The sequence below is a fragment of the Microcoleus vaginatus HSN003 genome (assembly GCF_022701255.1).
Lineage (GTDB): Bacteria > Cyanobacteriota > Cyanobacteriia > Cyanobacteriales > Microcoleaceae > Microcoleus > Microcoleus vaginatus_B.
In genome coordinates, this window is sequence record NZ_CP031705.1 from 1,811,305 (window position 1) to 1,825,934 (window position 14,630).

17 protein-coding genes and 1 riboswitch are annotated in these 14,630 nt (G+C 45.1%); of the genes, 10 read left to right on the forward strand and 7 right to left on the reverse strand.

The window, feature by feature from the left end; all coding sequences use genetic code 11:
• Positions 1–591: 591 nt before the first annotated feature.
• Both D0A37_RS07665 and D0A37_RS07670 read right to left on the reverse strand, forming a co-directional pair.
• Positions 592–1,332, reverse strand: coding sequence for a peptidylprolyl isomerase (locus D0A37_RS07665; RefSeq protein ID WP_242722979.1), 741 nt, complete (start codon positions 1,330–1,332; stop codon positions 592–594).
• An 85-nt stretch (positions 1,333–1,417) separates the two neighbouring features.
• Positions 1,418–2,503, reverse strand: a complete 1,086-nt coding sequence (locus D0A37_RS07670; RefSeq protein WP_242722981.1) for a calcium-binding protein — start codon at positions 2,501–2,503, stop codon at positions 1,418–1,420.
• Positions 2,504–3,039: 536 nt separating this feature from the next.
• On the opposite strand from D0A37_RS07670, the gene D0A37_RS07675 reads away from it, so the two are divergent.
• Positions 3,040–3,291: a hypothetical protein gene (locus D0A37_RS07675; RefSeq protein WP_242722984.1), complete on the forward strand. Its 252-nt coding sequence runs from the start codon at positions 3,040–3,042 to the stop codon at positions 3,289–3,291.
• Between the two features lie 515 nt (positions 3,292–3,806).
• Here the strand turns inward: D0A37_RS07675 and D0A37_RS07680 are convergent.
• The 3 genes from D0A37_RS07680 to D0A37_RS07685 form a co-directional block, all read right to left on the reverse strand.
• Positions 3,807–5,381, reverse strand: a complete 1,575-nt coding sequence (locus D0A37_RS07680; protein WP_242722986.1) for an FAD-dependent oxidoreductase — start codon at positions 5,379–5,381, stop codon at positions 3,807–3,809.
• Between the two features lie 9 nt (positions 5,382–5,390).
• Complete coding sequence (locus tag D0A37_RS28935; protein ID WP_278187167.1) at positions 5,391–5,525, reverse strand: hypothetical protein; 135 nt, start codon at positions 5,523–5,525, stop codon at positions 5,391–5,393.
• A gap of 104 nt (positions 5,526–5,629) precedes the next feature.
• The gene (locus D0A37_RS07685; RefSeq protein ID WP_242722989.1) at positions 5,630–6,412 is read right to left on the reverse strand and encodes a Uma2 family endonuclease; all 783 of its coding nucleotides are present in this window, start codon (positions 6,410–6,412) and stop codon (positions 5,630–5,632) included.
• Positions 6,413–6,586: 174 nt separating this feature from the next.
• A riboswitch (cobalamin riboswitch) is annotated at positions 6,587–6,733 on the forward strand.
• A gap of 61 nt (positions 6,734–6,794) precedes the next feature.
• On the opposite strand from D0A37_RS07685, the gene D0A37_RS07690 reads away from it, so the two are divergent.
• The 4 genes from D0A37_RS07690 to D0A37_RS07705 all read left to right on the forward strand — a co-directional run bounded on the left by D0A37_RS07690 (position 6,795) and on the right by D0A37_RS07705 (position 8,936).
• A complete protein-coding gene (locus tag D0A37_RS07690) occupies positions 6,795–7,517 on the forward strand; it encodes an energy-coupling factor ABC transporter permease (RefSeq protein ID WP_242725421.1) in 723 nt (240 codons plus the stop codon).
• 3 nt (positions 7,518–7,520) lie between these two features.
• Positions 7,521–7,841 carry an energy-coupling factor ABC transporter substrate-binding protein gene (locus D0A37_RS07695; protein ID WP_242722992.1) on the forward strand — a complete coding sequence of 107 codons (321 nt, stop codon included), beginning with the start codon at positions 7,521–7,523 and terminating at the stop codon, positions 7,839–7,841.
• Positions 7,842–7,849: 8 nt separating this feature from the next.
• Positions 7,850–8,650, forward strand: a complete 801-nt coding sequence (cbiQ, locus tag D0A37_RS07700) for a cobalt ECF transporter T component CbiQ (protein ID WP_242722995.1) — start codon at positions 7,850–7,852, stop codon at positions 8,648–8,650.
• A gap of 136 nt (positions 8,651–8,786) precedes the next feature.
• On the forward strand, positions 8,787–8,936 hold the full coding sequence (locus tag D0A37_RS07705; protein WP_242722998.1) for a hypothetical protein: 150 nt from the start codon (positions 8,787–8,789) through the stop codon (positions 8,934–8,936).
• Between the two features lie 226 nt (positions 8,937–9,162).
• On the opposite strand, the gene D0A37_RS07710 is transcribed toward D0A37_RS07705, so the two are convergent.
• The gene (locus tag D0A37_RS07710) at positions 9,163–10,605 is read right to left on the reverse strand and encodes a helix-turn-helix domain-containing protein (protein WP_242723001.1); all 1,443 of its coding nucleotides are present in this window, start codon (positions 10,603–10,605) and stop codon (positions 9,163–9,165) included.
• A gap of 215 nt (positions 10,606–10,820) precedes the next feature.
• Here D0A37_RS07710 and D0A37_RS07715 point away from each other — a divergent pair, with 215 nt between their 5' ends.
• The 5 genes from D0A37_RS07715 to D0A37_RS07735 all read left to right on the forward strand — a co-directional run bounded on the left by D0A37_RS07715 (position 10,821) and on the right by D0A37_RS07735 (position 12,884).
• Complete coding sequence (locus D0A37_RS07715) at positions 10,821–11,324, forward strand: hypothetical protein (RefSeq protein ID WP_242723005.1); 504 nt, start codon at positions 10,821–10,823, stop codon at positions 11,322–11,324.
• A gap of 87 nt (positions 11,325–11,411) precedes the next feature.
• Positions 11,412–11,891, forward strand: coding sequence for a hypothetical protein (locus tag D0A37_RS07720; protein WP_242723007.1), 480 nt, complete (start codon positions 11,412–11,414; stop codon positions 11,889–11,891).
• 17 nt (positions 11,892–11,908) lie between these two features.
• Positions 11,909–12,082 (forward strand): hypothetical protein, encoded by a 174-nt coding sequence (locus tag D0A37_RS07725; RefSeq protein WP_242723009.1) that lies wholly within the window; start codon positions 11,909–11,911, stop codon positions 12,080–12,082.
• An 11-nt stretch (positions 12,083–12,093) separates the two neighbouring features.
• On the forward strand, positions 12,094–12,498 hold the full coding sequence (locus D0A37_RS07730; RefSeq protein WP_242723011.1) for a nucleotidyltransferase domain-containing protein: 405 nt from the start codon (positions 12,094–12,096) through the stop codon (positions 12,496–12,498).
• Complete coding sequence (locus tag D0A37_RS07735; protein WP_242723013.1) at positions 12,495–12,884, forward strand: HEPN domain-containing protein; 390 nt, start codon at positions 12,495–12,497, stop codon at positions 12,882–12,884. The genes D0A37_RS07730 and D0A37_RS07735 overlap by 4 nt, the downstream gene beginning before the upstream one ends.
• Positions 12,885–12,954: 70 nt before the next feature.
• Here D0A37_RS07735 and lpdA read toward each other — a convergent pair whose 3' ends face one another.
• On the reverse strand, positions 12,955–14,391 hold the full coding sequence (gene lpdA / locus D0A37_RS07740) for a dihydrolipoyl dehydrogenase (RefSeq protein ID WP_242723015.1): 1,437 nt from the start codon (positions 14,389–14,391) through the stop codon (positions 12,955–12,957).
• Positions 14,392–14,630 lie beyond the last annotated feature (239 nt).

The window sequence follows — 14,630 nt, forward strand, 5'->3', positions numbered from 1 at the left end:
ATGTATGCAGATGAACGCTGAGGGACGCAGCTAATTAATAAATAGGAGGAAAAAAGCACCTTTTGAGGATAATATATTAGAGTGGCGTTTTTAACCGATATATTTTTTTCCTTTGGGCTTTGCTAGCTGGCGTATATGGGGTTGGCAAAACTCACATTCCAAAAGTAATTGTAAAAGTGCTATAAGTCAATACGCTTGGGTTAGCTAAGCGTCTCATTGTTCGCTATGCTTCGCGCAGTTGCGAGGGTACTAAGAAACCACGAAGCAATCACCTAGACTTTCTTCCGTTCTCAATTTTCGTGAGCGGCTACGGCCAGAAGTTACCTTTTTAACTGAACCTTATTGTGCTAGAAGTACCTCATCCAACCACTTTTTACGTAACTAATAGGGTGCCTGAGAGGAAGCAATATTTAAATCCACACGCATGAGACTATTTACACTCACGCACCGCCCCAATCATTGAATAATATGGGTGCTGCCGTAAACGATATTAGGTCTTTCTGTCCACCCTGAATAACCCTAAATTTTAGCATTGTATGTGGTTGGGACACAATTATATATATGGGTTTTTGAGGACGAAAAAGTAAGTTTCTACACTTTAGAAGTGTACAATAAATAGTTGACTTCGTTAGCCAGCCATTCGTTAAACAGATTGTGCAATATTTCTTGATACCGTTCAGGAGTTAATTCCGCCGGGAGAAACTTTTCAACCAGGAACAAGTGATATCCTAGCTCTGTTTCAATTGGACGAATCACTTCTCCGGGTTGAGCACTAAATACGGCGATGGCTATGTCTGGTTTTAAACCCCACCGATAAACCTTGCCTTCGCAACCGCATATATGCCGACGATTTTCGTCAATATCGTACAGGTGAGCTGCCGCAAAAAAGCTGATTTCTCCTTCTTGAATTTGATAAAATAGTTCCTGAGCAAGCTGGGGGTTGGCAAGAACTATTTGATAAAGAATTATTTGGTCAAATTGCAATTTATTTTGAACAAAAATCTTTTCTACTTCTTGGCTGAACAAGTGCTCCGCTAGTTTTTGGCTGAGGAGCCGATCGCAAATTCCGGCTTCTAAATCTTCTACAGAAATCATCTGATCGACCAGCCAAGCAATCGTGTCCGCTGCTTTCTCCAAACGCTTCTCGCGGCGGAGTTGGTCGCCCACAGCTTGGATTTCGTCGGGAGTCACAGTTAACCCCCGTTCCTGGGCGGCTTTTTCAATAACTTTTTTCTGCAACACCTTTTGACTAAATGTTTTTAATTGCATCTCTTGTCTGAGTAGTTCGATGATTTCACTTGGTTCAATCAAGGGGCGGTACAAATCCTTCATCTTTCTCTCTCCACCTATATAAATTTATTAACTTCCTCCCCCGACAATTCCTGCGGGGTAGTTGGTGTTAACGGTTAACTATTAACTACAAGATGTCATTTGGCAAACTAATAAAATCAGCATTGCTCAAAGTGGTTGCACCCGCTGCGTTAACTGTTCCCAAAACAACAGCTAAAATTCGATCGCCATTATTTGAACTAAACTTGAGCAGAGTCGCGTCTGTCGTACCGTCACCATCCGTATCAAACGCGACGAGTGTCAAGTCTGTTACCGAAAGTCCCCCTGTCAGCCCAATTCGATCGCCTTCAGCGGGATTGAAATCCACGACTCGATCTGCTAACAATGGATTAGCTGCTGCACTCGCTGTTTCCGGCCTAAAGGCAAAGGTATCAGCGCCGCTACCTCCAATCACTGTATCGCTGCCGAAGTCGCCACAAAGAAAATCGTCGCCGTTGCCGCCACTGAGCACATCTTGACCTTTTCCTCCCCGCAAAGTGTCGTTTCCATCGCCTCCATCGATCGCATCATCACCTCTGTTAGCTTGGACAATATCGTCGCCGCTTCCTGCAAAAATTTGCTCGATCCCGCTACCGCCAGTAATCACATCGCTCTCGTTGGTGCCGAGCCAATATCCGTCGCCGTTGCTGTCGTAGCTGATAGTTAATGCGCCAGGATAGTTTTCTGGGGCGACCATTTCTGGAGCTGGGGTTGTCTCAGCATTGCTGTTGTTGGTATTGTGATCGGGAAGTGCGATCGAATTATTGCTGTTACTGTTATCTGTTGGCTCAGGAATTATCGTACTCTCGCCACCAGTACCCGTAGTGATCGCATCCTCATTATTTGAGGGTGCAGGTGTTGGCGCTGGGGCCGTTGCTGTCGCGCTGGAAGTTGGAGCAGCAACAGAAGAAGTTTGCGCTTGTGTACTCCCGCTGCTAGAGGTAGCCCCCGCAGCGTAAGCAGTCTCACTACTGGTACTGGTTCCCGTCGGGGAAGTGGCTGTCCCACTGCTGGTGCTGCCTGCACCACTGTTATCTACAAAGGCACTAGATTGGGTGGAACTGCTGCTGCAGGCACCAGGGTTATTCGCCAACGAATTCAAGGTGTTTAAACTATTGCTGTTTCCAACAATATTATTTAAGGGCTCAGGAGCTGATGAATCTAATGGAGGCATCGCGATTTATCTCCTTTTACCTGTATGTAAAGACGAAAAGGACTTCCACGAGCGCCGACACTGCCAATTTCAATGAATGCCAATGTAGGATTTTAAAGAGTGTGAAGCAATTGCTCTTGACTTCAGACTAAAGAGTGAAATCTTTGTAATAAATGAACCTTGGTGCATCCCGAAAATAGGACGAAACCAAACTGTTACAATACCAATCTGGGCGATCGGTACTGATGGCCAATGGCATTTGATTTAGCCATTACCATCACTCTCAAAAGGCTTATATAAATTTAAACTGCACCTTCCTTGCACTCGCCCATACTCAAAAAATATTAGGACGGACTGCTAAAGATGAGCAAAAACCGTGTTTTAGTTCGATTTACCTCAATATATCGGGACTAATTAGAGCTATGTTGCCAATTTGGCAGATTTGTTTGAAATTATAAGACTTACGCAAGTTTTCAATTTTTACACTCTTTGTATCCGGGCGGGCGCTTGCTGATGTTGAGCGCCGATCGACACACCGCTGCTCCCGTTCCTGAATTGTGATTAACAGACCGGGGTTTGGCAGCATTTTGATGACTGTGGTTGACCGGATGGGAGGGGACTTGGAACGGCGCTTGGAGGGGCTTGCATCAGCCTGGAAGACGACGGATTTGGCTCCTTTGAATACGAGCGCGGTCGAATGGATTGCCGAACTAATTAGAACTGGCATTCAGCCAGTAGGGGCGATCGGCTCTTTCCTCGGCCAGAAACCGCTCGTACCCGTGATGCAGTGGTCAATCATTAAAAGCTAAAAAGGGCTTAAGCCCTTACTACAAGCCATCACAGTTAGTGTGGCAAGTCCATCGCCTTTACAGTAAGTAGGTCGGCGCGAAAAGACCTAACTATCTTAAAATAAGTAAACACAGAATCCATCTACTGAGGGAACTCAATATATGGGCGATCGAGGTATTATATAATGTCCGGTAAAATCACCGTTATAGGTTTGTAGTGACGACGGAAGTGTTCAGGATTTTATGAGGATTAAAGTTCTAACTACAAACCAACGTGATGGTTGTCGTTCCCGGGGAGATAATGTTAATACCAATTTCACTCATTTAGGGCTAAAAACTTTTGGGTGAATTTTCGTTCCACCTGCCCAGGTTACTCCTGCATTGTTTATTGAAATTGCTATTATATGGTTTCCGGTTGTATCGGTATTTTTCAAAGGTTCACACAGTCCGTTGTCCCGAAAGCATAATTTTAGTCAACAGTCAACAGTCAACAGTCAACAGTCAACAGTCATCTCTGAATACAACCGGAATTGATATTACGCAATAGCATCCGAACTGGCAAGATTCTCGAATTGCGCCAATAGCATTGCCTCACCACTATTTGGAGCTCCAAAAATTTTAGGTAACTGACCTGTTTCAGCGAGAACTTGTCTCACTTCTCGGTTAGATACATCGGCTAGATTTTTGTTATTTAGAATGGCATTAACCGCAGCGATACCGACACCTTGACCAACTGCGGCGTTGAATTCCACAATTCTGCCGACAGAACAAGCAAACCCTTCAAATCCAGAACAGGGACTGACCACTGCCAGGTTAGGAACGTTTTTAATTAATGCGTGGCGGATGCCAATATTCAAGATAGGGTGTTTAAAACTCAGACTTTGAAACCATCCTAGACGAGTTGCTTTGTCGCGAATACCCGGGATGCCTCCCCGTACATCAAAATGATAGCTAAATGTTGCCAGGGCTTCATTAGCAGGTACGCCACCTAACAGCATTTGTGCGCCCGTTAAAGGTTCTACCACGCCTGTCACATTGCCAGCGTGTCTGATATAAAGTTCTGATGCGTAAGTAACAGAAGTAGCCCCCAAACTCTTCAGCCAAGTTGTAATAAATAACATCTCTCTTTGCATATTAGCCGTGGGTTTGCTCCCGCTTCTGGCTAATGCTTCTGCTTCGCTGGCGGTGACGGCAAATAAAAGCGCATTCCACGAAAGTCTATCATTTGGAAGTATGGCTATATTTCCCTCATCTAAAATTACGCCTGTTTCAGGAAAAAATAGCTTTTTTCCCCTGAAGGAGTGGTAAGCTACAGACAAAGCGGGCGAACGAACATCGATGTAATCGTTACCAGCCCACAGAGTTTTGAGATTGCCTCTAGTGTCGATCATTTCCCGCCGGAGTTCTTGTGCTAGCTGGGCATCCTTGTCGGCCGCGTACAGCAAAAATTTTTGACCCTCTGCATCTGCCAGGTTTGTGAAGCGTTTTAGATAAGTATAATCGAGTTCTTTCAGTGCTTTTGCACTGAGTCCTTGGGTTTCAAAAACGAGGGTGACTGGAAGTTCTGAGTTAGGCAGACCAAATGTTTCAAATCCCTTCAGCTTTCTCACGCCTGCAGCTTGAGCTAATTCGCCATTGACAGTGGCATCAATAAATTGCTTGCCCGCATAAACTACGCCTTGAGACGTGGTTATACTGGCAATTTTTTGGCCTTCTTTAGTGACTGATTTAATTTCTACTTTGCTGAGGAGATCTGCCCCAGCTTGTATCAGCATTTCTTTCAGCGCTGCACTGGCTTTGCGGGGGTCAAGTGCAATTGCCTTAACACCGGATTTTTGCAGGAACTCTTTATAGATTGTCGCCGGTGAACCAAAGGTATCTAACTTTAAAGATTGTTGAAGTTGTTCACTAATCTGACTTCTATCTAAATAAGCAAGACCGCCTCTTACCAAATGTCCGCCAATGCCTTCTTGCAAGCTTGCTTTCGACATCAGTAGAATTCGCGGATAACGCTTTGTTCGGCGAAGATATTCTCTGGAGGCAGAGATAACAGCTAGAACTCCTGGAACTTCATCACCAAAACAGATGACATCGTAAGAACGCAGATCCATGACCATTATTTAATAACCTCTGCTGATTTTCATTTTTTCGAGCTGCATCTCAATGTTTCCCGTCAAACTCTCTGTTTTTTCCAAATCTAGCTGCATCTTCCCTGATTTTTGCGATAAATATTCACACATTTCTGGATGCAGCAACCGGGTTTTTTCCAGAAAATCTTTGGTTGAGGACGATCGATCTCGGTTGAAAAACCCGGTTTCTGAGCCTCAAGAGTAGGCCAGTGTTGTACTCTTGACTGCCCTCAGCCCAGATTATCAGGATCTATCCCCAACTCGCGCAATCGCTGAGCTAGTCGATCGGAACGTTCAGCCAGTCGATCGGCGCGCTGCGATTCCTGTTGGGCGCGCTGCGATTCCTGTTGGGCGCGCTGCGATTCCTGTTGGGCGCGCTGCGATTCCTGTTGGGCGCGCTGCGTGGATTCTTTCACCTGTTCTTCAGGAGTCAGATAACGTTTTCCATCGGCATCATACCAATACAACCACTCCCTTGTCACCCCAGAATAACTTCCCCTTTCACAACCAATCCCCAAACCTATTTCTGGCATCCAAACTGGATGTCCTGGCTGTAACTCGTACTTCCCATTGACTAACTTGTGTACTTCTAAACGGGGTTTACGACGGCGGCGGGAAGAATAAATGACGTAATAAAGTACGCCTAAAGCTTGATATTCCTCCAACTTTGTGCTGTATTCCTTGCGATAAGTTGGGGAAACTACTTCCAGCACAAAAGTCGGCAGAACATTTTCATCCCACAGCACGTAACTGGGACGCAATTCTTCATCATAAAACCTTTCTACTCCTAAACTTAAGAAAGCATCCGGGACAATGGCAGGTTTATCCGGGTGATGATAAATACCCATATCTATGCCAAAAAACCAGTCCATGCGTTCTGCCCAAAGTATCAGCAATATTGCTTTTAACAACCCTGGTATTAGTTCTTGCAGTTCGTTATCCACAGGCGTTTCATCTGAGTCTGGTAGTTCATCGGCTGAGGGCCAGTGCCTCGGCAAGTTGTACTGTAACATTGCGGCTTTCCTCAAAACTCATTAAGATTATAGCGTTGATTTGTTGAGCGATAGTATTTATTGAACGAACCGCGAAGACACGAAGGAAAAGAAGAGAAGATGAGAGGTAATTTTGACTTAGTTAATCTGAAGTAATTTTTGTAAAAGATTTGCTGAGACTTACGCGATCGACTAAACTATGTCTAACCAGTCGGTTCTAATGGGGAGCAGCCGTTAGAGGAAACGGGGAAAGTTCGGTGCAAGTCCGGCGCTGTCCCGCAACTGTAATGAGAGTTTTGTCGCTTTCTGAGTCAGGATGCCCGCCGATGTGTTAGTTTACATAGTCTCATCTGCGAGGTTCAGTGTGAAGACCAGAAATCGGAAATTGGTCAGCTTGGGATTGATGGCTGGCTTGAGTTGTTATATTGTCTTGGGTTCGGCAACGCCCGCCGCAGCTATGCACATTTCGGAAGGTTTTTTGCCGGTGCAATGGGCTGCATTTTGGTGGATGGTGGCGTTGCCTTTTTTTGCAGTAGGTTTGCGCTCAATTACTCGCATCACCAAAGAACACCCGGAACTTAAACTGCTGCTAGCTTTAGCCGGTGCGTTTACTTTTGTACTTTCTGCTTTAAAAATTCCCTCGGTAACGGGGAGTTGTTCTCACCCAACGGGTACGGGTTTGGGTGCGATTTTATTCGGCCCTTCGGTGATGGCGGTACTCGGTGCTTTGGTGCTGCTTTTTCAAACGTTACTGTTAGCTCACGGCGGGCTGACAACGCTGGGAGCTAATATGTTTTCGATGGCGATCGTTGGCCCGTTTGCTGCTTATTTTATCTATCAATTGCTGATGCGAACAGGCAGGCAACGGGCGGCAATTTTTTGTGCAGCCGCTTTGGCAAATTTGCTGAGTTACGTGGTTACTTCGCTTCAGTTGGCATTAGCTTTCCCCGCAGCTAGGGGCGGTTTTATGGCTTCGTTTTTCAAGTTTGCTGGCATCTTTGCTATCACTCAAGTACCCCTGGCGATTAGTGAGGGATTGCTGACTGTATTGGTCTGGAATTGGCTGCATTCTTACGGGCAGCAAGAGCTAGAAACTCTCAAGTTATTGATGATACGGGAGTCATAAGCGATGAGTCAAAAAAACACAAGAAATCAGCAAGCTACTTCACAACAAAATTGGATGTTGGTAATTGCTGTTATCGCGCTTGCCGTTATTCCCTTAGTTTTTGTCCGGGGTGAATATGGCGGATCGGATGGGGAGGCTGAGAAAGCGATTACGGAAATTCAACCGGACTATCAACCTTGGTTTAACCACTTTTTTGAGCCTGCTAGCGGAGAAGTTGAAAGTTTGCTGTTTGCGACTCAAGCGGCGCTAGGAGCTGGCGTAATTGGGTATGCGATCGGGCTGTACAAGGGGCGATCGCACCGACAAAAATCTGATGATGAATAGCCGTCGGAATGAACCATCAGATTGATAGTCTGGCTTATACAAATCGCTTGCGGGGGTTGCCGCCATCTCACAAGTTATCCTTTGCGATCGCCCTTTTAATTCTGTCTCTAGTTTCTGGGGCGATCGTCCAATTGTCGATCGCCCTTTGGTTGGCTGTCTGGATCGTCATTTATGCGGGTATTCCGGGGAAACTGTATTTGCGGTTGCTGTCGCTACCGTTGATGTTTTTGCTGACAAGTTTGCCTGCTTTGGCGATGGGTGCTGTTGAGTTAAGTCAAATCCAGGAAATTCAGTGGGATATTTGGCAAGGTTGGGGGATTAGCATCGGCACTTTTTATCTGTATGTGAGCCGCAGCGGAATATACCAAGTGAGCTTTTTGTTTGCCCGCGCCTTCGCATCGACAAGCTGTATGTATTTCATCCTCTTGACGGTTCCATTTACCGAAATCTTGCAGATTCTCAGACAATTACGCTGTCCAGAGTTAGTCACAGAACTGCTATTACTAATGTATCGGTTTATTTTTAGCTTATTGGCGATCGCCGATGAACTTTGGATTGCTCAAAACTCGCGTTGTGGCTATCGCACTTGGAAGCGGGGAATGCACAGTTTAGGCATTTTAATCGGGCAATTGCTTCAGCGAACTTTGGAAAACTACCGTCAAGTTTCGTTGAGTTTAGCGTCGCGCGGCTTTAATGGAGAACTGCGCGTTTGGAATTCTTACCCTTACAAACCTTCGCGAAGATATACATTTGAAGCCGTGTTTGGTTGCACGGTTTTAAGTTTGTTAAGTGTCGTATTTCAACGCTAAATTTATTAGGAATAGTGATATAACCCACAGTTAGGACACAGCACTGCCGTGTCCCTACAATTAATCGGGCGATGGTGACATCTTTCGCGCGGATGAGCAGTGTACAAAGTTAAAGCTCAAACGAACTTATAAAGTTTTGATTCCTGCAACTACTAGCCGTTCAGGAAAGCAGCAAGTTACCCACCACTGCGGAAGTTGCTCTTACCATCGCGAGTACGAAGAAGTAATTCTAATCATTAGCCATAACAGTGGCGGTGGTGGCGGTGGTGGCGGTGGCGGTGGTTAATATCAACGGCACTTACGCATCAGAACCTTCATAACCGGGTTTTTACTGAATCTGCGGGTTGTAACGTGTCTTCTGGGCAAAAAACCCGGTTTCTGAGCACCCGCGCCTCCAGGAATATTGTTGATAATTCTCGTATTCTCGTTAGTTTAGCGGGCAGGATTTGGATAAGGGCGATCGCACATTTCCAAGTTCCCGATAATTCACTTAACGCCAATATAATTTTTTATTACTCACAGTTGGGGCGGGGATAGTTAGTTTTGACATACTCTTTTAGTACGGGTGCAAGGGTAAAAAATGTGCGATCGCCTTCCGGGATTTTTTCAACTAATGAACGCCGTCCCAAGGATTGCATAACTTTCAAAAATTGCGATCGAGACAATTGCAGATTTTCTGGCACTTTTGAGATGGAAACTGGCGCGGTTTCACTCGCTAGCCATGACATTACCTGTTTTTCTGACTCGGATAAGCGATTAAATGGCTTATCCAGTAATAATTCTAAATCACCTAAAAATAGTTTATCCTCAGACAAAAATTCAGATAGGCTGCCGTTAAATAAATCTTGAATCATTGTCGCCACTATTTTTAACCACAAGGGATTGCCTCTGTATTGTTCAATTAGTTCTGACCATTTTTGATGTTCAGCTAAACCTTTTTCTCTCAGGATTTCCCCCGCTTCAGCACCTAAACCATGGAGTTGTAATGAGCGAATTGGCTGATTTTGGCCTTCTAATGCGGCGATTTCTCTGGGTTTTTCCCAACTGAGCAACACTAAACAACTATTGTGAGATAATGCTCCTACCTGTCTGAATAGTGTGCCGTAATCTTCGTATCCAAGTTGGTAATTGCCAGCGAGTTGTCCGCTGCTATTTACCATTTGTACGTCATCGAGTATCAGCAGACAGCGGTATTTTTGCAAGTAGTTCAGTAGGGGCAAACCCCCTGTGGTTGTCCCATTCTCTGGGACAACCACGCCGTCGGCATTTGGGGCGGGCACGGGGGCGCCGCCCCTACAGAAGAATTGAATTATATTTGTTTGAAGTATTGACGGGGGTGGAGATGTGGCGAGACTTCGCCAGATGACGAAATCAAATTCATCTTTGATTTGTGGGACAAGTTGTGCGGCGAGTGCGGTTTTGCCAATGCCGACTATGCCTAGTATGGCGAGTAGGCGGGTGTGTTCGTGGAGAATCCACTGTTTGAGGGTGGCGAGTTCGGATGTGCGATCGTAGAAAATGCCAGACTTAGGCATTTCAGTTAAGAATTGACGCAATTTTGATTCACTGTTGCCTTTGTTTAGAAATTCTTCATCAATTGGTGAATTGGGGACTTTTGGGGACTGTGAATTATTTTCACAGACGTTGACGTTACCAATGTGTACACAATCTTTATTATTGAAATTCCAGAGATTTGATAATTTTACTTGCTCCAATCTGACTCTAAAATTGGCTTTATTGACTTCTTCGCCTAATACTTCTGATAGTAGCTTCCATAATGCAGAGGCAATATCTTTAATGTGACCTTCACTACAGTGAGATTCATCTGCTATTTTTGAGTATTTCTGACCTTGTAAAGTTCCCCGCAGTATCACCTCTTGCAGATTGTCTAAGTGTTTTCCCGTATTGATAAAAACTAGGTCGTCGGCAAGTTTTAAGACTTCTTGAACGTCCATAGGTCGGGTTAATGCTGGGGTTTTGCCTATTATATCCTACTCGATCCGACTTTTTCCGACCCGATCGAGTTTGTCTAGCTTTTTCTGGCGTGGGTAAATGGCAAATGATATAAAAGTCCCTACTTGATCCTACTTTTTCCGACTGGACAACACTGAGATTTTATAGTCACAATCATATTTAAGAGACACTCTTATAGCTTTCCCATAGGAAAAAAATGACTGCACAAGCATTATCCCTCCCCCAAGCAAACTTAAAAATGGCTCTCTGGCAAGTAGATGCCGATTCAATGAGTAGTAGCGAGTTGTATGTCTGGTTAAATGATAGTGGCTTGCCCCACGAAGTCACCATCAGATTGCACGAATTGGCTAGCTACACGAAAAAAGCTGGTAACAAAGTTTTGGCTGTAGGGAAAATTGTTCTGATCCAAATTATCGAGTTTGTCAAGGCACATCCTAATTTAGCTACGGGCATTGCTCTAGGAGCTGCTGTGGGACTATTGGCAAGTTCAGTACCAATTATAGGCCCAGTGTTAGCGCCATTGGCAGCAGTGCTAGGTATAACTGTTGGTGCGATCGCTGGACATAGACTAGATCAAGGCTACCGTCAAGTAGATGGCATAGTTGAAGTAACACAAGACTTTATTCAAATCGCCCGATTGTTTTTTCAACTACTGATTGATGTTTTTAATGCAGTTTTTTGCCACGTTATCACTGCTTAAATAAAAAAAATTGAAACAATCAGAAGGCTTAATATGTCCGGAAATAAAACCCTAACTAAGGAGCAAATCCTTAAAGCGATCGAGGAATTGGAAAAAAATCCTCATGATAAGCTAGGAATTTTAGCTGATATTGGGATTGGTGTGGTAGGTGCTGGTGCTGCTGGTGCTGCTGTGGCGGCTTTCGGCGGTACATCCATATTGTTTGGGCTAATAGCGGTTGCACCCCCAGTAGGATTGGTTGTTGGCGGTGCAGCATTAGGTGCAGCAGCTCTCGTTGGGGCAAAGAGGATCTTCTTTGATGGCACTTTCAACGAAGGGAAAAAAGCAGAAATGCTCCAACAGCTAAAAGAACAGCAAAGAGAGGTTGAAACAAAAGAAAGGGCATCTAAGCTTGGAGAAAGTGACAAGACAAAATTTATTGTTTCCTTGAAAGAACCAGTTAGGCTTAATTTAATTAGCCCTAAAGAGGCTCAGGATTTAATGAGAGCTGTCGAAACTGGTCAAATACCTATCAAGGAAGCTATTAATATGGTCAAGGCTATAGTTGAAGCTGCTCAACTCCAATAGTCTTTTAAATCCATGACATGAAAATGGTCGGCACAGGCTATGTTGCTGTGGTATTTCTGACAATTGACTTAGCTGCTGAAAGAGCGATCGCCCTTCTATTATTGAAGTGCGATCGCTCTTTTTTTGAGTATCACGAATTCTTTTTCTCCAACACCCTAGGGAATTTTTACCGCTTTGACAACGATTCATAAGACAAACTATAGTGAGTAGGAGAAAATCGGAGTGGGATATTTGGTATAACGAAAGAATCCCGATCGCCCTCCAATCATTTACCACAAATATGATCGTTAACGATAAGCTTAACAACATACTGATGCAATTACGATCGCACTTCGAGCAACTTTACGGCGATCGCCTCACCCAAATGGTGCTCTACGGTTCCCAAGCGCGAGGCGATGCACATCCAGACTCAGATATAGATGTGTTAGTAGTTCTGAAAGCGCCAGTTCAAGCAGGCGAAGAAATTGATAGAACTCTTCAGATTGTAGCAGATTTGTCGCTCCAAAATGATGAAGTGATTAGCTGCCAGTTTATAAATGAAGAAAAATTCACTAATTATCAAGGCCCTTTGCTCAGAAATATCCGTAAAGAGGGAATTTTAATATGACATCGGCTCAATTAAACTTACTCGCAAAAGCTCGTCAAAGCCTTTCAGCGGCTAAGTTAATGTTAGATGGCGAATACCCGGATTATGCAGCCTCTCGCGCGTACTACACTATGTTTTATATTGCCGAAGCATTTTTAGAAGGTGAAGGACTATCTTTTTCTAAACATTCCGCAGTCATTAGCGCCTTTGGTCGAGAATTTGCTCGTACAGGAAGAGTTCCTGTTAAGTTTCACCAATACCTCATCAGAGCTCAAGAGTTGCGAAATGCTGGAGATTACGGCGAACTTGATGCCGTTACGAGCGAGCAAGCCACAGAATCGATCGCCCAAGCTGAAGAATTTCTCGAATTAGCCCAAAATGCGATCGGCACTCTACCACCGCCCTAAAACAGAATACCGAAATCCCCGACTTCTTCAAGAAGCCGGGGATATAAAACCAAAAAACAGCCCCTACAAATTAATGACTTCCCGCTCCAGCCGCCCGTTTAAACGCCTCATCCAACACTTCCGAAAGCGTCGGGTGAGTGTGAACTCGGAATGCTAAATTGTTCACAGAATCGCGCTGGGCGATCGCATTTGCAGCCTCCTGAATCAAATCCGAAGCGTGCAAACCGAAAATGTGAACTCCCAACAACTCCCCAGTATCTTTCCGGTAAATCACCTTAGCCATACCGTCGGTTTCACCCTCCGCAATAGCCTTAGAATTTCCCTTAAAATAACTCTTGACAGAACCGACCTCAAACCCTTCAGTTTTTCCTAACTCCTTCGCCGCAGGTTCCGTCATCCCCACATAGCTAATTTCCGGGTGAGTAAACGCCGCCGCCGGGATACTCAAATAGTCAACTTCGCGGGCACGGCCGCAAATATTTTCCACCGCAGCAATTCCCTGAGCAGACGCAGAATGCGCTAACATCATCTTGCCGTTAACATCGCCGATCGCCCACAAATTCTGCAGCGGTTCTCCCGCTGCCAAAACCTGCATCTTATCGTTAACTGGGATATAACCGCGCATCGTTTCTACGCCAACAGTTTCTAATCCCAAATTCTTGCTCACAGGAACTCGGCCCGTTGCTACCAAACAAGCGTCAACTTCCAAAACTTCGACAACTTCCTTAGTTTTGAAATCAGCTAATTCAATAATTACTGGCGAACCAGGAATAATTTTCTTAGCCAACAACCCAACTTTTGTTTCAATATCGCGGGGTGCAATTAACACTCGTTCTGCTAACTTAGCAATATCCGGGTCAAAAGTCGGCATCAATTGATCTAGAGCTTCAATCATCGTGATTTCACAGCCCAGTGCGGTGTAAATATCGGAAAACTCTAAACCGATGTAACCGCTACCAATAATTGCAATCCATTTCGGTAGCGATTCCAACCTGACAGCATCGTCGCTGGTAAATACTGTTTTGCCGTCAATTTCTATCCCAGGGGGGACGAAAGGAATTGAACCGGGGGCGAGAATAATATCCTTGGCAGTAATCGTTTTCTCACCTTTATCGGTTTCGATCGTAATTTTTTGAGAACCGGCGATTTTGCCCCAACCTTCGATCGTATCAACATTCAAACGTTTGAGGCTGTTGGTCAAGTCGCCGCGAAGTTTGCTAACAATAGTGTTAGCGTGATTGGCGATCGCCCCGCGATCGAAATCCACATTCCCCAACTGAATTCCCAAAGTCTTCAGGTGGTGGGCATTCCGCAACTCTCGCACTCGCCCCGAAGCCGCCAACAGCGCCTTCGAGGGAATGCAGCCGCGGTTGACGCAAGTCCCCCCCATGTCCCCCGCTTCGATAATTGCCACTTTCAGTCCGCAGCTAACCGCGTGTATGGCCGCGCCGTGTCCGCCCACGCCAGCGCCGATAATTGCTAAATCGTAATCAAATCCCTGAGTCACCTTAAAATCTCCTAATGCCTTTGAAATCTTAGGACTTAAGCAAAAAATACCGTCTCTCCGTCCTTTCGAGGTGGCGCGTTGCCATCGCAACCCTTGAACAGCGGTAATAGTTGCATAAGTCCTGTCTCCTTATTCTCGACTAGACTAGGGTTAATTAGACAACGAAAGAGCCCTAACTGAGATTTTTTCAGGGTCGATGATTTTGAGCTGGGTCTACACAAAGTCTCAAATCACTCAGT